Annotated in this window: 18 protein-coding genes and 2 pseudogenes; 9 read left to right on the top strand and 11 right to left on the bottom strand. The window is 37.5% G+C overall.

The window, feature by feature from the left end; translation table 11 throughout:
• Positions 1–250: 250 nt before the first annotated feature.
• Genes R6U77_RS08820 through R6U77_RS08810 form a run of 3 tightly spaced genes read left to right on the top strand, consistent with a single transcriptional unit; the run spans position 251 to position 3,858 of the window.
• A complete protein-coding gene (locus R6U77_RS08820; RefSeq protein ID WP_319838360.1) occupies positions 251–2,494 on the top strand; it encodes an ATP-binding protein in 2,244 nt (747 codons plus the stop codon).
• Positions 2,443–3,144 carry a sensor histidine kinase gene (locus R6U77_RS08815; protein ID WP_319838190.1) on the top strand — a complete coding sequence of 234 codons (702 nt, stop codon included), beginning with the start codon at positions 2,443–2,445 and terminating at the stop codon, positions 3,142–3,144. Before R6U77_RS08820 ends, R6U77_RS08815 begins: the two co-directional genes overlap by 52 nt.
• 6 nt (positions 3,145–3,150) lie before the next feature.
• Positions 3,151–3,858, top strand: coding sequence for a response regulator transcription factor (locus R6U77_RS08810; RefSeq protein WP_319838189.1), 708 nt, complete (start codon positions 3,151–3,153; stop codon positions 3,856–3,858).
• A 32-nt stretch (positions 3,859–3,890) separates the two neighbouring features.
• Here R6U77_RS08810 and R6U77_RS08805 read toward each other — a convergent pair.
• The 5 genes and pseudogenes from R6U77_RS08805 to motA form a co-directional block, all read right to left on the bottom strand.
• A pseudogene (locus R6U77_RS08805) lies at positions 3,891–4,733 on the bottom strand (transposase); the annotation flags it as partial.
• A gap of 184 nt (positions 4,734–4,917) precedes the next feature.
• Positions 4,918–5,841, bottom strand: a complete 924-nt coding sequence (locus tag R6U77_RS08800; protein WP_319838188.1) for a pseudouridine-5'-phosphate glycosidase — start codon at positions 5,839–5,841, stop codon at positions 4,918–4,920.
• Positions 5,841–6,926, bottom strand: a complete 1,086-nt coding sequence (locus R6U77_RS08795) for a PfkB family carbohydrate kinase (protein WP_319838187.1) — start codon at positions 6,924–6,926, stop codon at positions 5,841–5,843. The genes R6U77_RS08800 and R6U77_RS08795 overlap by 1 nt, the downstream gene beginning before the upstream one ends.
• A 464-nt stretch (positions 6,927–7,390) precedes the next feature.
• Positions 7,391–8,161 carry a flagellar motor protein MotB gene (locus R6U77_RS08790; protein WP_319838186.1) on the bottom strand — a complete coding sequence of 257 codons (771 nt, stop codon included), beginning with the start codon at positions 8,159–8,161 and terminating at the stop codon, positions 7,391–7,393.
• Positions 8,145–8,945: a flagellar motor stator protein MotA gene (gene motA, locus R6U77_RS08785; protein WP_319838185.1), complete on the bottom strand. Its 801-nt coding sequence runs from the start codon at positions 8,943–8,945 to the stop codon at positions 8,145–8,147. Before motA ends, R6U77_RS08790 begins: the two co-directional genes overlap by 17 nt.
• A gap of 174 nt (positions 8,946–9,119) precedes the next feature.
• Between motA and R6U77_RS08780 the strand changes: the two genes are divergently transcribed.
• From R6U77_RS08780 to R6U77_RS08770, 3 genes are all read left to right on the top strand, one after another.
• Positions 9,120–10,355 (top strand): aminopeptidase, encoded by a 1,236-nt coding sequence (locus R6U77_RS08780; protein WP_319838184.1) that lies wholly within the window; start codon positions 9,120–9,122, stop codon positions 10,353–10,355.
• 129 nt (positions 10,356–10,484) lie between these two features.
• Entirely contained in the window at positions 10,485–10,643 is a 159-nt protein-coding gene (locus R6U77_RS08775; protein ID WP_319838183.1) for a hypothetical protein, read from the top strand.
• 157 nt (positions 10,644–10,800) lie between these two features.
• Complete coding sequence (locus R6U77_RS08770) at positions 10,801–11,367, top strand: beta-class carbonic anhydrase (protein WP_319838182.1); 567 nt, start codon at positions 10,801–10,803, stop codon at positions 11,365–11,367.
• 66 nt (positions 11,368–11,433) lie between these two features.
• Here the strand turns inward: R6U77_RS08770 and R6U77_RS08765 are convergent, their stop codons facing one another.
• From R6U77_RS08765 to map, 3 genes are all read right to left on the bottom strand, one after another.
• Positions 11,434–12,021 (bottom strand): GNAT family N-acetyltransferase, encoded by a 588-nt coding sequence (locus tag R6U77_RS08765; protein WP_319838359.1) that lies wholly within the window; start codon positions 12,019–12,021, stop codon positions 11,434–11,436.
• 50 nt (positions 12,022–12,071) lie between these two features.
• A complete protein-coding gene (locus R6U77_RS08760) occupies positions 12,072–12,914 on the bottom strand; it encodes a polyphosphate kinase 2 family protein (RefSeq protein WP_319838181.1) in 843 nt (280 codons plus the stop codon).
• Between the two features lie 147 nt (positions 12,915–13,061).
• The gene (gene map / locus R6U77_RS08755; RefSeq protein ID WP_319838180.1) at positions 13,062–13,814 is read right to left on the bottom strand and encodes a type I methionyl aminopeptidase; all 753 of its coding nucleotides are present in this window, start codon (positions 13,812–13,814) and stop codon (positions 13,062–13,064) included.
• 598 nt (positions 13,815–14,412) lie between these two features.
• Between map and R6U77_RS08750 the strand changes: the two genes are divergently transcribed.
• Both R6U77_RS08750 and R6U77_RS08745 read left to right on the top strand, forming a co-directional pair.
• Positions 14,413–15,531 carry a GGDEF domain-containing protein gene (locus R6U77_RS08750; RefSeq protein WP_319838179.1) on the top strand — a complete coding sequence of 373 codons (1,119 nt, stop codon included), beginning with the start codon at positions 14,413–14,415 and terminating at the stop codon, positions 15,529–15,531.
• A 23-nt stretch (positions 15,532–15,554) separates the two neighbouring features.
• Positions 15,555–17,120, top strand: a complete 1,566-nt coding sequence (locus R6U77_RS08745; RefSeq protein ID WP_319838178.1) for a sensor domain-containing diguanylate cyclase — start codon at positions 15,555–15,557, stop codon at positions 17,118–17,120.
• A 205-nt stretch (positions 17,121–17,325) separates the two neighbouring features.
• Here R6U77_RS08745 and R6U77_RS08740 read toward each other — a convergent pair.
• The 3 genes and pseudogenes from R6U77_RS08740 to R6U77_RS08730 all read right to left on the bottom strand — a co-directional run bounded on the left by R6U77_RS08740 (position 17,326) and on the right by R6U77_RS08730 (position 20,870).
• A pseudogene (locus R6U77_RS08740) lies at positions 17,326–19,196 on the bottom strand (PTS fructose transporter subunit IIABC).
• Between the two features lie 13 nt (positions 19,197–19,209).
• Positions 19,210–20,121: a 1-phosphofructokinase gene (gene pfkB / locus R6U77_RS08735; RefSeq protein ID WP_319838177.1), complete on the bottom strand. Its 912-nt coding sequence runs from the start codon at positions 20,119–20,121 to the stop codon at positions 19,210–19,212.
• A complete protein-coding gene (locus tag R6U77_RS08730) occupies positions 20,118–20,870 on the bottom strand; it encodes a DeoR/GlpR family DNA-binding transcription regulator (protein ID WP_293923727.1) in 753 nt (250 codons plus the stop codon). The genes pfkB and R6U77_RS08730 overlap by 4 nt, the downstream gene beginning before the upstream one ends.
• 194 nt (positions 20,871–21,064) lie before the next feature.
• On the opposite strand from R6U77_RS08730, the gene R6U77_RS08725 reads away from it, so the two are divergent.
• Complete coding sequence (locus tag R6U77_RS08725; RefSeq protein ID WP_293923729.1) at positions 21,065–21,391, top strand: magnetosome magnetite crystal formation protein family; 327 nt, start codon at positions 21,065–21,067, stop codon at positions 21,389–21,391.
• The last annotated feature ends 58 nt before the right edge of the window (positions 21,392–21,449 follow it).

The raw sequence follows: 21,449 nt of genomic DNA, 5'->3' as shown, positions 1-21,449 counted from the left end.
ACATATTTTCTATAGTATAAAAGAATCATGCTATATCATGGTGTTAAGATTTCTTAACGTTTAAACTCCATCTATTCATCTAGTAAAATATCTTGTATAATCCAACTAAAATAGGGTGAAGTGAAGGTGACTCAAAATCAAAAAATTATTACTATTACTCACTATTTTAATTAGTACATTACTAATAGCAGGTGCTACTTATTTCTTAACACAGCCTCGCTCATCTGCGCTTCAAGCAGTTAATGGGGTGATGGATTTACGGCACTATACATTTTCGAATAATGCTCCTGTGCAATTAGACGGAGAATGGGCATTCATCCCAAATCAATTAGTTGATAGTTCGTCATTTGATACATATCAAAGCTATATAGTGGACGTTCCTGCTCCTTGGGTGAAATATACTGTAGATGAAAAGCCGTTACCTGCCTTTGCAAGTGGTACATATCGATTGAAAATTTTAATAGATGACTATGAAGAAATTTTAGGCATTAAAACGAATACAATTCGCATGTCAAACGCCTTGTATATCAATGGTAAACGTATTGGCAATAGCGGTGAGCCCGTGGATGGGCGTAGCTATGTACCGCATAATACGCCCTACGTTGCTTATTTTTCGCCTGATACACAGGAGCTTGATTTAATTGTTCATGTGGCGAATTTTGATTATGCTCCAGGTGGCGGTATTATTAGTTCGATTTTCCTTGGAGATCAGTCTAGTATTACTAAGCTGCGTGAAGGAGCAATTTTTTATGATTTAATTACACTGGCAGCATTTTTAACGATGTTTATCTACTTTTTTGGCTCTTATCTTTATTCGAAATTAGGGATTGAGCAGCTTTACTTTGCACTATTTTGTTTTTCTAGTGCACTTTATACGCTTACACATGGTGAGAAGCTTTTACTGGCATTTATTGATATGCCCTATGCGCCATTTCAGAAAATACAGATGATTTCAAGCGTCTCTGTAGGTCTCTTTATATTGTTATATTTCTATCGTGCGTTACTGCCATATATGAATCGCCAAATTGTGAAGGGCTTATGCATCATAGGTATTCTTTTCATTTTTATAGGGATGTTACCTACAGCTATTAATTCACAATTGCAAAATATCAATTCCATTTATGTATTTGCCAATATCGTTTATATTTTCTATGTACAAATTATCGCAATATATCGTCGGGCTACAGGCATTATGTACTTATTACTAAGCTCGCTAGCCATTTTACTTTACTTTATCGTGGCTACTTTAAACACAAACATTAATCTTGAGCTGAGTGCCTTACCACCATTGCTACCATTTATTTGTTTAACAATGCTTTCCTTATATATTTCACATCGCTTTGCGGATTCTTATTTAGAAAAAGGCAAGCTGACTGAGGCACTGCTTCAGGTTGATCAATTGAAGGATGAATTTTTAGCAAAAACATCGCATGAGTTTCGAACACCTTTGCATGGTATTATGGGGATTTCACAATCGATGTTAACTGCGCCAAATGCACCTGAGCAAGAAGAAAAAATAACGCTTATTTTTAATATTGCGAATCGCCTTTCCTATTTAGTCAACGATATCCTTGATTTTTCAAAGCTTAAGGACAATGAATTAGCTTTACGCATCACCTCTGTTGATTTATTTGCGGTGACGCATATGACAGTTGAAGTACTCTCTTATACGGTCACGAAAAATATTAAAATCAACAATCATATTACAAGGGGCACCTTTGTTCAAGCAGACGAGGATAGACTTCGCCAAATTTTATATAACTTAATTCATAATGCAATAAAGTATACGGATGAAGGGCAAATCGAGATTACTTGCTATGAGGATGATGCCTTTTTAGTAATAGGCATTCAAGATACAGGCTGTGGTATGCCACAGGAGGAGTTAAAAAATGTTTTCAATGCCTTTCAGCAGTCCGAGCATTCAATTGGTGGGACAGGCTTAGGTTTATATATTACAAAGGAGCTTGTGGAGCGACAAGGAGGGCAAATTGCTGTTACTTCTGTTCTTAAGCAAGGAACGACTTTCTCTGTAAAACTTTTAAAGGCACAGGCAATTAGTGAAGCACCATCAATTATGTTGAAATCAGCTCACCAAAAGCCTTTTTTATCTTTCCCATATATCGTAGAAAAGGCTAATGCTAAAAAAATTATGATTGTAGATGATGATGCAGTGAATTTGAAGGTGTTAATTGATATTTTAGAACCAGAAAACTATTCTATCATCGCAATTAATAGCGGTCTACAAGTTTTTGAGCAATTAGAGCAGCATCCTAATATTGATTTATTAATTTTAGATATTATGATGCCAAATATTTCAGGCTATGAGATTTGCCAGCAAGTACGTCAAAGTTACACTGCTGCAGAATTACCTATTTTAATGTTAACAGCTGCTATTCGTCCAGAGGATATGGTGGCAGCCTTCAGTCAGGAGCAAACGATTTCTTGCATAAGCCACTTGATATCATCGAGCTCAAAACACGTGTACGCAATTTAATTTTATTAAAGGATTCTGCGGAAGCAGCAGTTACAATGGAAACAGCATTTTTACAAGCACAAATTAAACCGCATTTTGTTTATAATGTGCTCAATTCGATTTTATCGCTGAGCTATTTAGATTTGGAGCAGGCACGAGCGATGATTACAAATTTTGCAATATTTTTACGCAGTAGCTTTTCTTTTGAGAATACAAATAGTCTTGTGCCACTCACTAAAGAATTAGACCTTGTTCAAGCATATGTAAATATTCATCAAACAAGGTTCCCATCACAGCTGCAATTTGATATACAAATGAATGAAACAGCAGCAAATTGTGTGATTCCTCCACTTTTGCTACAGCCTTTAGTTGAAAATGCATTAATCCATGGGCTTAAAACAAAGAAGGAAGACGCTAAACTCTCTATCTCAATTGAAAAACAACAGCAACTAATTATTTTTAAAATTAGTGATAATGGCATTGGTATTGAGCAAAAGCAATTACAGCAAATTCTTGCAGACGATATGAAGCATAGCCAAAGTGTGGGTCTCCGCAATATTGCTAAGCGTTTAAAGAAGTATGAGCGTGCCTCTATGACAATTAATAGCATAGTAAATCAAGGCACCACTGTCGAAATTCAATTTCCTTTTCACTTTAATCGAAAGGAGTGATATCCCTTGTTAAATGCTTTTATAGTAGATGACGAAATATTAGCGATAAATTTATTGGAGGCATTATTACATGAAAGCCACCTAGTTCATATTACTGGGAAATTTTTAAACCCTTTAGAAGCATTAGAAAATATCCCGATTTTACAGCCTGATATTCTTTTTTTAGATATTGATATGGCAGAAATGACTGGAATTGAGCTTGCTCGTACACTTGAGCAAACGGTACACCCAGTTGATATTGTTTTCGTAACAGCCTATGAGCATTATGCGCTTGAGGCATTTAATGTGCAGGCAACAGATTATATTTTAAAGCCAATTGATAAAGCTAGGCTATTAAAAACGATTGATAGAATTCAGCAACGCAGAAAAGGAAATAATGCCATAGTAGAGCATTCTATGGAGCCTACAATCATTCAATCTCTTCAATTTCATATACATTCAGGCAAAGTGTCGATTAACAATATCACGTTATCACTCTCAACAAAGGAGTTTCAAATTTTATTCTTTTTAGCGCAGCATGCTGGACAAATCTTTCCAGCATCTGAGCTTTATCAGCTTATTTGGGAGGAGGATAGCATCGGACAAACACAATCTTTAAGGGTACACATTAGCAATTTAAGAAAGAAGCTTGAAGCCATTCCTAATCATAGTACTAAAATTGTCATGGTGCGAGGACAAGGTTACCGCTTAATTTTTGAAAATACAGTCGTCTAATCAATTAAGGGCTATCCGGAATCGGATAGCCCCATGTAGTCATCCTTCATGCGCATAAAAGTTGCATCAGGGTCTGTTTTGGCATAGCTATTCCGTTTGCCGAAAATCGCAAAATCTCGTTCATATTTCTGTTTGCGGGTGATCCACTCGTTTACTTGCTTCCATTGTTGTTTCGGTGTTTTTCGTTCACTTCGTAGCTGCTTTCGCTCTTGTGCCTTTTCGGATTGCTCGATTCTTTCTGTATAGTCGGCTACGACTTCTTCTAATTTTTCTGCCACCTGCTTTAATTCAGTGATGGACAGCTGCGTTTCCACTTCTCGTTCGATAGCTGGTATAATTTGTTGGTGCAGTAATTCTTCATACAGCTGGTTTGATTTTTCCACCAAACTCGCTTCATATTTTTCAATCGAACGTTTCCACACAAAGGTGAATTTGTTCGCATTTGCTTCGATTTTCGTGCCGTCAATAAAAATGGCTTCTTGCGCAATCAGGTCTTCCTTCACTAGTTGACAACGGAATTGCACGAAACATTGACGAAGCAATTCCTTTGTCAATGGGTGAACACGGAAACGATTGATGGTACGGTAACTTGGTTGATAGCCTTGTGCCAGCCACATCATACGTAGGCTATCTTTCGTCAGGTCTTCAATTCGGCGACCCGAGAAGGCTGATTGGGTATAGCCACATAAAATGAGCTTGAGCATCATACGTGGGTGATAGGCTGGACAGCCGGTTTGTTGCAGAAAAGGAGCGAAAGCTTCTGAGGGGATACTTTCCACTAATTGATGAATAGAGAAGGCGATATCATTTTCTTGTAATTTTATTTCGATATCCAACGGTAAAACAAGTTGATTCATGTTATAATCTTTAAACATAAGGATCCTTCTTTCTGTATAATTTGGTTATGGTGACTTAATTTTATCAGAAGTGATCCTTATTTTTTATGAAAAAATTGAAAGCCGGTGAAATTTTACTGATGGTAAAATTTCACCGGCTTTTTAATTTAGAGGTGGGTTTTGTCCCAGCCTCTATCAAAAAACCACTATTTACAGTTGAACTTTAAGCACTGTGTTCATTTGCTTTTAAAGATACGGCAATACCCGCACCAATTTTCGCATTATGTTTAACTAATGCAATGTTGGCATCAAGTGATTTACCTTCTGTTAATTCCTTCACTTTACCTAATAAAAATGGCGTTACATCTTTCCCTGCAATACCTTGCTGTACAGCTTCCTCTAAAGCCGATGCAATAATTCCATTAATAAAGCTTGCCTCCATTGAATGCTCGACAGGAATTGGGTTTGCAATGATTGCACCGCCACGTAAACCTAAATCCCACTTCGCACGCATCATTGCGGCTACTTCTTCAGCTGAGTCCGCACGGAAGTTTACAGCAAATTCGCTTTCTCTCGTAAAGAATGCTGGTAATACATCTGTTTCATAACCGATAACAGGTACACCCTTTGTTTCTAAATATTCCAATGTTAAACCGATATCTAAAATGGATTTTGCACCTGCACAGACAACTGCTACGTTTGTCATTGATAGCTCTTCTAAGTCTGCTGAAATATCCATTGTTGTCTCTGCACCACGGTGTACGCCACCGATACCGCCTGTTACAAATAGCTCGATGCCTGCAAGCTCTGCACAAATCATTGTTGCTGCAACCGTTGTCGCACCTACTTTTTTCGTTGCTAGTAAATAGCCTAAATCACGACGTGAAGCTTTTGCTACACCTTGCGCATTCCCGAACATTTCTAGCTCATCGTCTGATAAACCAATTTTAATTTGGCCATCAATTAATGCGATTGTTGCTGGCACTGCACCGTTATCACGAATAATTTGCTCTACCTCACGCGCTGTTTGCACATTTTGTGGATACGGCATACCATGTGAAATGATTGTTGATTCTAATGCAACGATTGGTAATCCTTTTTCCTTTGCTTCTAAAACCTCTTGTGAGTAAGATAAATATTGTTTCATTATGAATTCCTCCAATTATTATATTCGTTTTGTGTTACTGGTCGTACTGTCGTGTTTGCCTGCAATGTTTTTGCCGCATGATATAGTGCAAATTGCACTGCCTCATGTAAAGTATCGCCTTGCATCACACCATGTAAAGTCGCACTAACAAAGGCGTCTCCTGCCCCCGTTACATCCTTCACATCTTCTATGGCGTAGGCAGCGTAATTTTGTAATCCTTCGTTATCTCCAACTATTACGCCTTGCTCACCTAAAGTTAACACTACATGTGCCACTCCTTTTTGTAGCAACGCCCTTACAGCTTCTTTATAGCTTGCCTCACCATCTAAAGTCATATTCAAGTATGTTTCTGCCTCATCTCGATTGCAGATAAAATAGCTAACCCCCTGCAAATCATCGGGCATTCGGTTCATTTTAGGTGAAGAAACTGGGACGATTACTAACGGAATATTGCGCTCCTTTGCAACCTGCTGTACATACACAACAGTCTCCTTTGGACAGTTTAAATCAATGACAATAGCTGCAGCATTTACTAAAGTTGCCGTATGCTTCTCCAATAATTTTGGTGTTAAAGCATCGTAAATAGCCATATTAGCTAATGCAATAACGAGCTCACCATCCTTGTCTAATACTGCTGTATAAGAGCCCGTTTGCTCTGCTTCTAATTTTTCTATTACATCTAGCTCAATAAAAGCACGGCTAGCTTGCTCAATCATTTGTGCATCAGCATCTTGCCCAAGTGTTGTCAACAGCTTCACTTGATTCCCTAAACGTCCGAGATTTTCTGCAATATTGCGTGCAACGCCACCGACACTTTCACTTGCCGTTACAGGATTGGATGTTGCTAGCTGAACTTTATTTGTAATATGAAGCTTTCTATCAACATTAGCCCCACCAATCGTAAGAATAGCCTGCTTCTCTGGTAGAACATATGCCCGCCCAATAATTTCGCCTTTTTTAATTAAGCCTGAAATAATATTAGCGAGTGCGGGTCGTGACATATTTAATTTTTCCGCCATGTCTTGCTGTGATAAATATGGGTTTTCTCGAATCGATTGTAGGACAAGTTGCTCCTTGTCGTTCATCGCAATCCCCCTATCTGAACTTTTGTTTAAATTATAAACTTTTGTTCTAAAGAAGTCAAATTGAAAAATTCTTATATTTAAAGAAAGTTACAGCGCAAGATAAAAATAGAGCCTTCGTTTTATTTGCTGGTTGCTCAGTTTATTTGTGACTTCTCTGATATATTTGCGAGTTTCCCATTTTATTTGCGGCTTCTCTGATATATTTGCGAATTTCCCGTTTTATTTGCGACTTCTCCGATATATTTGCGAATTTCCTCTTTTATTTGCGACTTCTCCGATATATTTGCGAGTTTCCTCTTTTATTTGCGACTTCTCCGATATATTTGCGAGTTTCCCATTTTATTTGCGACTTCTCTGATATATTTGCGACTTTCCCGTTTTATTTGCGACTTCCCAAATATATTTGCGATTCTCTCTTTACAGCAAAAAACCGCTTAAAGTGTACCCTTTAAGCGGTTCTTATTTTATGGTTCTTCAATTTCGCTGCCATCTTCGGCTACTAATGGCTGAATTAATACTTCAACACGGCGGTTTTGGGCGCGTCCTTCTGCTGTTCCATTATCAGCAATTGGCTTGTACTCACCTTCACCTATTGCGCTGAAATAGCCGGGGTCTAAACTAGGATTATTTTCAAGAATGCTATCTAAAAATCTAGATGCTCGCATTGCCGATAAATCCCAGTTTGAATGGAATTGTGCATTGTTCATTGGCACATTATCTGTATGTCCTCGAATCAGTATTCTACGAGGTATATCAGATTGCAATATATTTGATAATTCCAGTGCAATTGTTTCGTACTCTGGCTTAATATCTGCGCGCCCTGGATCAAATAAAATACTATCGCGAATAATGATTAAGACGCCGCCGTCATCTATTTTAACAACTTCAAACTGCTCCTCTAGCTCATTAACTGCGATAAATTCCTCAATTCGTTTTACTGTTTCTTGTAGCTCTTCTTGGTCTCTTATATACTTCATAGTTTGGTCTGTAATTTCATCACTTGTTGCATTTGGGTCTGGTACTGCTGATGGATTTTCCATAACCCCAACGCCACCATCGAATATTTGACTGAATACATCAGACATTTTGTTTAGCTTCTCTTGATCTACTGAACTAGAAGCAAACAGTACGATAAACAGAGCTAATAACAATGTCAATATGTCTGCATATGGAACTAACCATGATTCATCAACATGCTCTTCATGCTTTTTATGTTTTTTATGCTTCTTTGCCAAGGCCACCCGCCCCGCTTTCCATGATTTGCTTGCGTTCTTCTAAAGATAAGTAAGAAGCAAGTTTTTGCTCAATGACACGTGGTGCTTCCCCTTCAAGAACAGATAGAATCCCTTCAATCATCATGCGCTTTTGCTTAGCTTCTACTGCTGATTTTCGCTTCAGCTTATTAGCAAATGGATGCCATAATACATACCCTGTGAAAATACCTAGTAATGTTGCAACGAAGGCAGCAGAAATGGCATGTCCTAATTTATCAATATCACTTAAATCAGTTAAAGCGGCAATTAAACCAATAACGGCTCCTAATACCCCTAGCGTAGGTGCATATGTACCAGCTTGTGTAAAAATTAAAGCTCCGCTCGTATGACGATCTTCCATTGCTTCAACCTCTTCAGATAATACATCGCGAATATAGTCTGCATTTTGACCATCTATCGCAAGTGTTAAGCCATTTTTTAAAAATGGATCTTCAATTTCTGCAGCCTTGCTTTCAAGTGCTAACAAGCCTTCACGACGTGCTAAATCTGCCCATTGTGAAAACATTTTAATAATGTCAATATCATTAGCTAGTTTTGTTTCTTTAAACAATACTTTAAATAATTTTGGCACTCGCTTTAATTCCTTCATAGGAAAGGCGATTACTACTGCAGAAATAGTACCAAAAATAATGATTAAAATGGCAGCTGGATTCGCCAATGCACCTAATCCTACCCCTTTTAGTACCATACCTGTCAATAATGAAACGAATGCTAGAACTATACCTACCACCGAGGAAAGATCCATTATGTATACCCCCATTAACCTAATTCTTTTTATTTATATTCTACCATTTAGTATAAGCTTATTTTCATTTTTTTTCGATGTATTAATGCATTTTTCTATAAATTTCGGTATATTTGATTAGATGGTATCATTACAATCGATTTTTATCATATAAACATTGGAGGATATAAGAAAATGAGCACAGTTTTTGAGGGGAATTTATTAAAATATGCTGAACTTGCTGTAAAAATAGGAGTAAATATCCAAAAGGACCAGTACCTTTTCATTCAAGCTTCGACAGAAGTCGCACCATTCGTTCGTTTAGTTACAAAGGTCGCTTATGAAAGCGGTGCACGCCAAGTATTTGTTGATTTTTTAGATGATGAGATTGGACGTCTACGCTACGAGCTAGCTCCTGAAGATTCATTCGAATTCTTCCCTGAATGGAAAAAGCTTGAGCGTGAATGGTTAGCTGAGCAAGGCGCAGCATTTATGTCCATCGTTTCTCAAAGCCCAGATTTATTAAAAGGCGTTGATACGAAACGTATTGCTGCAACTCAAAAGGCAGCGGGTACAGCTTTAAATAAATATCGCCAATATGTACAATCAGACAAAATTAGCTGGACAGTTATTGCTGCTGCTTCTAAGGACTGGGCTGCTAAAGTGTTCCCTGAGCTAGCAGCAGACGAGCAAGTTCAGGCATTATGGGATGCTATTTTTAAAGCAACACGTGCTAATTTAGAAAACCCTGTAGAGGCATGGAAAAATCATGACGATACACTTCATACAAAAGTGGATTACTTAAACGATAAAAAATATGCACAGCTCCACTATACAGCACCTGGTACAGACTTAACAATCGACTTGCCAAAAGGACATTTATGGTGTGGTGCTGGTAGCATCAATGAGCGTGGCCATGAATTTATGGCAAATATGCCGACAGAGGAAGTATTCACAGTTCCCCACAAGACAGGTGTCAATGGCTATGTTTCTAGCACGAAGCCATTAAGCTATGGCGGTAATATTATTGATAATTTTAAATTAACTTTCGAAAATGGTCGTATTGTCAAAGTGGAGGCAGAGCAAGGCGAAGAAATTTTAAAGCAATTAGTGGAAACAGATGAGGGCGCACATTATCTAGGAGAAGTGGCACTTGTACCACACGAATCGCCAATTTCGGCATCTGGTCTACTATTCTTTAATACATTATTTGATGAAAATGCATCAAATCACTTTGCTATCGGTAGTGCCTATGCCTTTTGCTTAGAAGGTGGCAAAACAATGTCACAGGAAGATTTATTAGCAAATGGCTTAAACCAAAGTATCACACACGTTGATTTCATGGTTGGTTCAGGTGAAATGAATATTGATGGCATTACAGCGGATGGACAAACAGAGCCTGTCTTCCGCAATGGCAATTGGGCTTTTTAGTCGAAATTCCCTTCAAAATGTTGTCATAAGTTCAACTATTAAATTTAAATAATATGAAATAGCTCTACTTTGCTAGCCATCTTTCATGTATAATAGTAAATAATGATTGTATGAAGGGAGATAGACACAATGTTTGAATTTAATCATCATCACCCACTTGCGCCTGAATTCTATACAACAGTATTAGGCTTTACAGTAGTTATTTTACTTTCTGTATGGTTCTTTATTCATTACTTGCGTGTAGGTTTAAATTCATCAGACGCTAGTCGTGTCGATGCTAAAAAATAATACAATGCCTAAAAGACTATGTTATAAGCTCATGCTTATTGCATAGTCTTTTTTATATAATATTGCTATTTTTCAAGGAAAAACTGACAATTTACTATTTGGCATTCTTTCTATTTTGCTTTACAATTTAGATGTAACAGAAAGGGGCAACAACTATATGACTTCATTACAAGAGATTTTAAATTTTAATGAATTTTTCGTCGCACATAAGCAATATGAACCTTACATTACGACAAAATATCCTGATAAAAGAATCGTTATCCTTACTTGCATGGATACGCGTTTAGTCGAGCTATTACCGAAAGCGATGAACTTTCGCAACGGAGATGTCAAAATCGTAAAAAGTGCTGGCGCTATCGTCAACCATCCTTTTGGTGGGATTATGCGTAGCTTATTAGTAGGTGTTCATGCCCTACAAGCCGATGAAGTTTATGTAATTGGTCACTACGATTGTGGAATGAGCGCCGTTGACCCTGATCAAATACTTACTAGTATGAAGGAGCGCGGTATTACTCAGGAAACACTCGATATTATTAACTATTCAGGTGTTGATTTACGAGAATGGTTGCGCGGCTTTGGCGATGTAACAACAAGCGTTTTAAAAAGTGTGGACTTGATTCGTCAACACCCACTTATGCCAAAAGGTATACCTGTTCACGGTCTTGTTATCGATCCGAATACAGGCCGTCTTGATTTAATACAGGATGGCAGCGAGTTTTTGTAAATAATTGAAGGGGTGTAAGGTAAAGTGGTATATAATCCCCTTTCCTTGCACCCCTTTTTTACATGATCAATCCTCTGCAAGCAATGCAAACATATAATGGTCAACCCATTGCCCATTAATAAATAATAGCTTACGTAGGAGCCCTTCTTTTTGAAAGCCTACCTTCTCTAATACACGTATTGACGCAGTATTTGCTGGTGCGACATATGCTTCAACACGATGAACCCCTACTTGTTCAAAGGCAAATTTCACTACCGCCCTCGCTGCCTCCGTCGCCATCCCTTTTCCTACAAAATGCTGGTCCATAGAGTAGCCAATAAAGGCACTAGAGTATGGTAGTCTTTTCACTGCATAAAGGGAAATATGTCCTATTAAGCGATTTGTTCCTTTAGCAAATATGCCGAAGGAAAACTCCCGCTTTTCTTGCAATAAATATAAGCTTTCCATAATTTTTTTACGCTGTGTTTCTACTGTATAAAAATTAGGATGGTGTAATGGCTCATATGTTGACCAAAAATATTTATTTTCAGCTAACAACACAGCCAAGTTAGGTGCATCCGCTTCTACTAAAGTTCGCAAATCACATCGATTACATGCGATTGTAATCACCGCATCACCCTTCTTTTGAAATAAGCTTAAAAAATCTCTCAGCATTTTTTTCACAACGCCAAAGCGTCTTCTCCTTAAAGTTTATCCTGTGCTAGTTATTTGCGCTTTTTCTTTTTACTTTTCACTACATTTTTCGGCTTCATATCCACTGATGGCACTTGTTCAACTTCTTCTTCAGCTTCATCCTGCGGAGCAACAAACTGATTTGTTAAATGAAGCCCTCTTCTTTCTGCTTCTTTTTCTATATGGGCTAACGTTTCCTTTAAAACTTGCACGCGTGCATATAATTTGTCGTTGCCAGGTACTAAAATCCATGGCGCATGCTCACTATCGGTTTTGGCAAATGCTTCATTAGCCGCTGACGTATAATCTTTAAATTTCTCTCTATTGCGCCAATCCTCATCTGTAAGCTTCCAAGCTTTATAAGGATCTGCAGCGCGATCATTAAAGCGCTTTAACTGCTCTTCTTCATCAATATGTAGCCAAAACTTAATGACAATGTAATCGCCATCTGTTAGCAGCTTTTCAAAATTATTTATTTCTTCATATGCGCGGCTCCACTCATCCTTTGTTGCAAAACCCTCTAAACGCTCTACTAACACTCGTCCATACCAAGAGCGGTCAAATATAGCAATTTGTCCATGCTGAGGTAATTTACGCCAAAAGCGATGTAAATAATTGTAGCGAAGCTCATGTGGCTGTGGGGCAGAAATTGGATGTACAACTAGGCCACGCGGGTCTATACGCTCTGTCAATCGCTTAATTGCGCCACCTTTACCAGCTGCGTCCATTCCTTCAAATACAAAAATTAAGCCGATTTTGTTATTAAATAAAAACTGCTGTGCATTGAGCATTTCATACTGTAGCATTTTTAATTTCTTTTTATACATTTTTTTATCCATGCTTAATGTTAAATCTAAGTCGCTTAATTTTTTCATTTTCCCACTCCTTAATTAGTAAATTATTATTATTTTATCTTATTTAGAACGACAATCATATATGGATATGGAAATCATTTATATTTAAAGCCTGAGAAATTTTACAGCTCATAAAATTTCTCAGGCTTTTTAGTTTTTCAAATGGGGTTAATTTTCTAGCTCTGTTAAAATAATTGGTTTATCTTTTGTAACGATAACGGAATGCTCAATTTGCGCAACAAGTGATTTATCTGGTGTAATAAATGTCCAGCCATCTCCAGCTTCCACGATATGCTCCGCCTTCGCAGAAATAAAAGGCTCTACTGCTAGCACCATGCCCTCTTTCATAATTGTCGAATCCCATGCATCATAATAATTTAAAATATGATCAGGTGCCTCATGTAATGAGCGCCCTAAGCCATGCCCTGTTAAATTCATAATAACCGTCAAGCCATTTGCGTTTGCTTCACGTTCTACCGCTTTTCCGATTTGATTTAATTTTGAGCCAGCTTTCACTTTTGTCATAGCACGGTCAAAGGCAGATTTGGCAACAGCACATAGCTTTTCCTTATCCTCATAGCCATCACCTACCACAAAGGAAATACCCGTATCTGCAAAATAGCCATTGTATGAACCAGACACATCGATATTAACTAAATCGCCTTCTTTAATTACTTTCTCACCTGGAATACCGTGTGCTACCTCATGATTCACGCTAATACAAGTATAGCCTGGAAAATCATATTCGCCCTTTGGTCCAGATAAAGCACCCGCTTCTGCAAACATACGACCAGCGATTTCATCCAATTCCTTTGTTGTAACTCCAGGCTTTGTAGCTGCTTTCATCGCCTCGCGAATTTCTGCAACGATACGCCCAATTTTTTTAAATGCATCTAATTCTTCTTGAGTAGTTACAATCATTTTTTAACGTCCTTCCTTTTAAAGAAATCTTTAATAACTATACCACAAATGTATAAATAAATTGTATAATGGACTTCCAATAACAAAATTATAACTTTTCTTAAAATTTTAACAATCCATTACATCAAAGCATCATTTATATACATATACAGAGGTGATGAAATGACTAATCCAGCTATTTATTTATTATTTATCATCCCTATTTTTATTTTAACATTTATCATTGTTAAATTATTACTTAATAATTCCAAAATGGTAGAAACAAGATTGCTAAGTATCGCATTAATTAGCTTTTGCTTTGTGCTGTTAGAAGGGCTTTTACGACATACATTGCTCTCTAAATATATCCCTTTCTCTTTTTCAATCTTAATGGGGTTATGTCTATTAATCTCACTATCTACACTTTTACATTTAATGTATGTACTATTAGTAAAGTATTGTCATTTACAATCACATTCGTTTATCGTTACGCTTTTTTATATTCCTATATTGTGCCAAGTGCTCGTACTTTTTTTAGGCTTTAGTCCATCTATAGAAGATTTTAGCGTCCTAAATATTCGGATTATTCCAAATACTCTTTTTCGTAAAATATGGGTTTTTGGCATTATTAGTGTACATATTATGGTTGCCATTATTTTATCAGCCTTTGGTATTTTTCACGCTCAATCGATACACGGAAAAAAATGCCTTTCGATTTTCCCTTATCGCCTATAGCTTATTTTTCACAGCATTTATCTTTACACTTTTTTTAAAAGATTATTTCCCAGCACTTTCTATCCTTTTATTTATGGTTATGACTAGCATTATTTTTATTGTAGGTATTGCGAAATTCGAGCTTATCCCAAGCTTGACATCTCGCTATCAAACAATGTTTGAAGTGTCACCAACTGCTATTATTTTGCTTTCAAACGAGTATGAAGTGCTTGAATATAATCATCATGCACGCAACACGTTTCATGCCACGTCAAGTCGAAGCTTACTTGATTTATTGCATACAATACATAATCAAAAACAAGGTATATTGCTAATGAAAGCTTTGAAGGACTCAAAAGGGCTTAGTAATTTTATATTAGATTTTGAAAATCCTTCAACATTGCAAACGATGATTTTAGTATTTGAAGCAACAATCATTTCTGTAGGCTCTGATGAATACTACTATATTATGTGGCGCGATATAACGAATGATACTGAAAAGGAATTACTTGCACAGTATTTAGCTTATCATGATGCCTTAACAGGTTTGCATAATCGTGCCTATTTTGTACAGCACGTAGAGGCATTTATTAATCAATCGACATCTACAGATCTTCATGCATTAATTTTAATAGATTTAAATTCCTTTAAACAAATTAATGATAACTATGGTCATTCCGTTGGTGATTTAGTGCTGCAGCATATGGCTTCTATTTTACAATTTCTTTTTAAGGATCCACACATTGTTGCTAGGCTTGGCGGAGATGAATACGTACTCTTTTTGCAAAATTTGCAGAGCATAGAAGAGCTGGAGCTAGCTATAGCGGCGATTCAGCAGCGTTGTGAAGCAGATATTTTCCATTTCGAAGACATCCAAATAACTATTTCTCCTAGTATTGGTCATAGCATATATGCAGTAGATGGCGATACACTAGAGCAATTATTACATGTGAGCCATGTCAATATGTATATTAATAAAGCAGCTATTAAGCAACAACAGGCTCTATTAACAGAAAAAAATTAAATACTGTAATAGGAGTGTTTTTAATGCAGCCACTTCATATATATTTGCTTGTATACGGCATACCTATATTTATTTTATTTATTATCCTTGTTATTTTATTTACGAAAAATATGACATTGCTTGAAAATCGATTACTATGTGTTATAACAGGTGTACTAATTTTCGCTTTTTCAGGGGAATTTGCCCGTCAGCTTATCGCACTAAAATATAACCCATTGATTTCCAAAGCAATTGTTGGTCCTTTTATCGTGCTAGCAATGGTTGGAACGTTACATTTAATTTATACTCTTGTTGCTAAAAATGCCAAAATTCATTTTCGTAAAGCGTTATATTATATGCTCTATACACCATTACTCGTTCAACTATTTATCAGTCTTTCACCAATAGCACCTGTGCAGCAAAGCTATGAACGCATTGGTATTTGGACGTATCGAATCGCACACAGCTATAATATTTGGGCGCATAGCTTAACTACATTTACCATTTGCATCACGTTATTTATGTTTATTTATGGTTTTTTTAAAACAACCATTTCAATTAGCAAACAGCTATTGCTTTTTTTAGCGACTAGTTATACATGCATTGTCTTAGGCTATATTGCTGTTTTAAGCTTAGGCATGAATAAATTGATTCCACTTCCTATGTTATTGTTAAACTTCTTCACTGTTGTCCTGTTAACAATTGGTATTCGAAAATTCGATTTAATGCCCTCGATAGGTCAACGTTATCGTCTTGTTTTTGAGCTAATGCCAGTTGCTATTACAGTTGTTGATTGTAAGCTAAATATTATCGAAATTAATGATCGTGCTCGTCGTTTTTTAGCCTCTCAAGAAGCTTGTGAGGAAAATTTACTCGTTGCCGCTCGTAGCGAATTTAACCAGCAGCAAATCCATATGCTCATTACCACCATTCGAGAAAAGCAGCTCATCCATAATTATATTATTGATTTAAAAAGTCGTGACGGAAGTATATTGAAAGTATCCATTGACGCTACTTTTATAACGCTCGGTATTGAAAAATATTATTATATTATGTGGAGAGAAATTACGGCGGAATTTGAACGGGAAAATTTAATTAAGCATTTAGCCTACCATGACTCATTAACAGGCATATATAACCGTGCTTATTTTGTTGAATATGTTACACAGCACTTAATGCTTAACCCAACGCAACAAAATGCGCTTATTTTGCTAGATTTAAACTATTTTAAGCAAATCAATGATACATATGGACATCAAATTGGTGACTTCGTTTTACAACATGTAGCCAACATTTTAACATTATGTATCCCTGCGCCACATAAAGTTGCTCGCCTTGGCGGTGATGAATTTACAGTATTTCTACAAACTTTAGATCATGAGGAAGAGCTATTACATTATGTAGATACGATACGACAAGCTTTTAAAGCACAGCCCTTTACACATGAAGAAAATATATCATTTGAAGTTTCTCCAAGCATTGGCTACAGTCTAGCACCGTATGAGGGGAAATCATTTGAGGAGCTATTCCATGTTGCCGATTTCAGTATGTATGCGGATAAAAAAAGAATAAAAACGATGATGAAAGAGAAGCAATCTAAAAATATTTGATTGTAAAAAGCATTGAAAAGGGAGCCGCTTAATTTTTCACAATGCAGCTCCTTAATTTATTTGCGGGTTGCTCATTTTATTTGTGACTCCCTCACTTTATTTACAACATTCTCATATTTCAATTGTCTAAACAAAACAGGCTGCCTCATTCAAAATAAATGAGGCAGCCCGTTTTTTGGACTAAGCAGCAAAAGCTATTCTTTTATTATTCTGTTACAGGCTTTTTAATAAAGCCTAAAATAATTGCTGTGACAGCTGCACCGATTAATACAGCTAATAAGTACAAGAATGGATTACCTTCCACAACAGGGAATACGAATAATCCGCCATGTGGTGCTGGAAGACCGATACCGAATACCATCGTTAATGCCCCTGCAATAGCTGAGCCAATAACAGATGCTGTAATCACACGTACAGGGTCTGCTGCTGCAAATGGAATTACCCCTTCTGTAATAAACGAGGCGCCCATAATATAACAAGTTTTCCCTGCATCTTTTTCACTCTTCGTAAATTTATTTTTGAAGAACGTTGTAGCAAATGCAACGCCTAGTGGTGGAACCATACCACCAGCCATAACGGCTGCATGCGGTCCGAAATTTCCTGCATCAATCATGGCGATACCGAATGTAAATGCCGCTTTATTAATCGGACCACCCATATCAATCGCCATCATACCGCCAAGTAATAAACCAAGTAATATTAAGTTACCTGTTCCCATACCAGATAAAAATGTTGTAATTGCTTCATTAATGCCTTTAACTGGCTCAATCACAATATACGTCATAATAAGCCCTGTAAATAAAATACCGAATAACGGATATAGCAATACTGGTTTAACACCTTCTAATGATGCTGGTAATTTATCAAATACTTTTTTCAAGCCAAGCACTAAATAACCTGCTAAGAAACCTGCAATCAATCCACCTAAGAAACCTGCTCCACCAGTTGCAGCCATTAAACCACCAACCATACCTGGCGCAAAGCCTGGTCGATCTGCAATACTCATGGCGATAAATGCTGCTAATACTGGGATCATTAAGCCAAATGCATTACCGCCACCGATTGTATTTAATGCTGCTGCAATCGGGCTATAGGAAGGGTCATTTGGGTCAGATGCATGAATCCCAAACATAAACGAAATGGCGATTAAAATACCGCCACCAACAACGAATGGTAACATATTCGATACACCATTCATTAAATGCTTATAAAAGCCTGTACGTTGTTGCTTCTCTTCGCCTTCTTGCTTGCCTGATGATTGATAAACTGGCGCGTCTTGTTTAACCGCGCGTTCAATCAATTCTGTGTTTTACGAATACCGTCTGCTACAGGTACTTGAATTACATGCTTGCCTGCAAAACGAGCCATTTCTACTTGCTTATCTGCCGCAACAATAATTGCTGTTGCATTGGCAATTTCATCTGCTGTTAAAGCGTTTTTCACACCTGTTGAGCCATTCGTTTCAACTTTAATGTCAACGCCCATTTCAGCCGCTTTATTTTTTAATGCATCCGCTGCCATATACGTATGTGCGATACCTGTTGGACAAGCTGTTACCGCTAAAATCAGCCCTTTTGATGAAGTTGCTGTCTGCGTTGGTGCGACCTCTTCCTCCTCATCCTCTTTGTCTTGACTATCAATCAATGCTAAAATCTCATCTTCCGATTGTGCCTGCATTAATTGCTCGCGGAAGGCAGGGTCCATTAATAACATCGATAAACGTGATAACGTTTCTAAATGCGTGTTATTTGCACCTTCTGACGCTGCAATCATGAAAAATAAATGACTAGGCTGACCATCTAGTGCATCATAATCAACACCTGCCTGTGAGCGCCCAAAAGCAAGTGCCGGTGTGCGTACAGCATTTGTTTTTGCATGCGGAATCGCTACACCTTCGCCAATACCTGTCGTGCTTTGTGCCTCACGTGCTAAAATTGCCTCTTTATAAGCTTTAGCATCTGCTAATCTACCCGCTCTATCCAATTTCGCTACTAGCTCATCAATCACCGCTTCCTTAGAAGTAGATGATAAATTTAAAATCATTGTCTCTTTTTTCAACAGCTCTGTAATTCTCATTGTTCTCTCCTCCTTACATCGTTGTTAGTTTAATTTGAGGAAGTAGCTCCTCAACTTCTTGCTGTGTACATAATTCTGGTGAAAATGCGGTCGCACTTCCTGATGCTACGCCGTACTTAAAAGCTTGCTGCACATCACCCGTGCGGAAATAATTGCTTAAAAAACCTGCTACGACAGAGTCACCTGCACCTACTGAATTTTTCAGCACACCTTTTGGCACGTTTGCATAGAGCGCAACATCTTTACTGAATAGCAATGCCCCTGCACCAGCCATCGACACGATGACGTGCTGTGCGCCCATTTCAACGAGGCGCTTGCCGTAAGGAACAGCCTCCTCCACCGTTTCAATTTTTACATCAAATAACTCACCAAGCTCATGATGGTTTGGCTTAATTAAAAAAGGTTTATTTGGTAAAACATTTAGCAGCACTTCTCCTGTTGTATCTGCGACAACCTTTGCCCCCTTTTTGGTTGCAATAGACGCCAATGTTTCATAAATTGTTACGGGCAAAGACTGTGGGATGCTCCCGGCTAATACGAGCACATCATTAGCAGTTAATGCATCAATCTTATTTAATAATGCGGTTAATTCAGGCTCCTGAATTGTTGGACCTTGTCCGTTAATTTCTGTTTCTTGTCCCGTCTTTAGCTTAATATTAATACGCGTATCCTCTTGTACCTCAACAAAGTCTGTGACAATGCCTCTTTGTTTTAAGGAATCTACAATATAATCACCTGTAAAGCCACCAACAAAGCCTAATGCCTTATTATCCGTCCCTAGTCGCTTCAATACTTGTGAAACGTTAATACCTTTACCGCCAGGGAACTTCGCTTCCTTTTGGATTTTATTCAATATACCGACTTCAAAATCAGCTACCTCCACGATAAAATCAATAGATGGATTTAATGTCATCGTATAAATCATGCTTTAACCACCTTTACATTTGTTTTTGCCTGTAACGCTTTATGCAGGCTTTCTTTAATGTTATTCGTAATAATCGTAGCTTCCCGCAAATCAGCTATTTTAGCAAAGAATACTTCGTTGAATTTTGAATCATCCACTAAGACATATGCTTCCTGTGCTAATCGAATTGCTGTCATTTTAATCATCGCTTCCTCTGGGTCTGGTGTTGTGTAGCCATATTCTAGATGGACACCATTTGCCCCAATAAAGCATTTATCAAAGCGATATTGCTCTAGGCTAATAACGGCTCCTTGCCCAACCATTGCCTTCGTTTGATGCTTAATTGCCCCACCAATTAAATAGGTTTTAATATTGTTCTCTATTAACAAATCAAGGTGGTAAGCACTGTTTGTTACGACAACTACTTGCTTCGCTTGTAAATATGGAATCATTTCATAAACCGTTGTGCCTGCATCTAAATAAATACAATCTCCATCTTCTATTAAGTTTGCAGCAAATGATGCAAGCGCTTTCTTTGAGCTGAGGTTTTTGGAGGATTTTTCAGAAACGCTCGGCTCAACTAGCTTACCTTGCAGCCTTGCTGCACCGCCATGAATACGCTTTAATACTTTTGCCTTCTCTAGCTGAATTAAATCTCGCCTAATCGTCGATTCAGAGGCATTTGTTATCTCGATTAGCTCTTGCATCGTAACAATATCTTGTTGTTTTAGTAGCTCTCGAATCAAGCGTTGTCGTTCAACTGTTAACATCTCTCCACCTCCGCTATGTTGTTATCTCTATATTAGTTCGAATTTTAAAATAAATCAACAACTTTCTTTCAAAAACCTTCAAAAAAATTCATTTTTGTTCATCAAGCAATTTTTTAGAGATGGAAGCGATAATTGTTGAAACTTCCACATATGCTCATACGTATAAATAGTAAAACTTTTAAGGGGATGATTTGATGGAAGATCGTAGAATTTTAAGTGCATTAAGCTATTTAAGCATTTTCTTCGCACCGTTTATAGCACCAATTATCATTTGGCTAGTTTCCCAAGATAGCGATGTTCGCCGTCATGCAAAGCGCGCTCTTATTTCACATATTATTCCAATTGGATTAGGCTTATTAGCAGGGGTTTTCTTCCTCTTTACAACAATTTTTGGCGGGGCTCAGGAAGACGCAACACTATTTTTTGCAGGGTTTGGCGGTATGTTACTCTACGGTCTAGTATATTTAGGCTTTGTCATTTGGAATATCGTGCAAGCTGTACTCGTATTCCGCAATGTTTAGTAAAAGCGAGTAGTTGGGTATACTAATAGTACTAGTACAAGCTGAAGTCAAAGGAGCG

This window comes from Lysinibacillus louembei (assembly GCF_033880585.1).
GTDB classification, from domain to species: domain Bacteria; phylum Bacillota; class Bacilli; order Bacillales_A; family Planococcaceae; genus Metasolibacillus; species Metasolibacillus louembei.
Note: the sequence above shows the minus strand (reverse complement) of the source record. Positions and strands in the feature narration are given on the sequence as shown.

Excerpts from the sequence above, each read along its gene's own strand:
- R6U77_RS08820 (WP_319838360.1), top strand. The coding sequence starts at position 251 with ATGGATTTACGGCACTATACATTTTCGAATAATGCTCCTGTGCAATTA.
- R6U77_RS08800 (WP_319838188.1), bottom strand. The coding sequence starts at position 5,841 with ATGAAACAATATTTATCTTACTCACAAGAGGTTTTAGAAGCAAAGGAA.
- R6U77_RS08795 (WP_319838187.1), bottom strand. The coding sequence starts at position 6,926 with ATGAACGACAAGGAGCAACTTGTCCTACAATCGATTCGAGAAAACCCA.
- motA (WP_319838185.1), bottom strand. The coding sequence starts at position 8,945 with ATGGATCTTTCCTCGGTGGTAGGTATAGTTCTAGCATTCGTTTCATTA.
- R6U77_RS08780 (WP_319838184.1), top strand. The coding sequence starts at position 9,120 with ATGAGCACAGTTTTTGAGGGGAATTTATTAAAATATGCTGAACTTGCT.
- R6U77_RS08775 (WP_319838183.1), top strand. The coding sequence starts at position 10,485 with ATGTTTGAATTTAATCATCATCACCCACTTGCGCCTGAATTCTATACA.
- R6U77_RS08770 (WP_319838182.1), top strand. The coding sequence starts at position 10,801 with ATGACTTCATTACAAGAGATTTTAAATTTTAATGAATTTTTCGTCGCA.
- R6U77_RS08765 (WP_319838359.1), bottom strand. The coding sequence starts at position 12,021 with ATGCTGAGAGATTTTTTAAGCTTATTTCAAAAGAAGGGTGATGCGGTG.
- R6U77_RS08760 (WP_319838181.1), bottom strand. The coding sequence starts at position 12,914 with ATGAAAAAATTAAGCGACTTAGATTTAACATTAAGCATGGATAAAAAA.
- map (WP_319838180.1), bottom strand. The coding sequence starts at position 13,814 with ATGATTGTAACTACTCAAGAAGAATTAGATGCATTTAAAAAAATTGGG.
- R6U77_RS08745 (WP_319838178.1), top strand. The coding sequence starts at position 15,555 with ATGCAGCCACTTCATATATATTTGCTTGTATACGGCATACCTATATTT.
- pfkB (WP_319838177.1), bottom strand. The coding sequence starts at position 20,121 with ATGATTTATACGATGACATTAAATCCATCTATTGATTTTATCGTGGAG.
- R6U77_RS08730 (WP_293923727.1), bottom strand. The coding sequence starts at position 20,870 with ATGTTAACAGTTGAACGACAACGCTTGATTCGAGAGCTACTAAAACAA.
- R6U77_RS08725 (WP_293923729.1), top strand. The coding sequence starts at position 21,065 with ATGGAAGATCGTAGAATTTTAAGTGCATTAAGCTATTTAAGCATTTTC.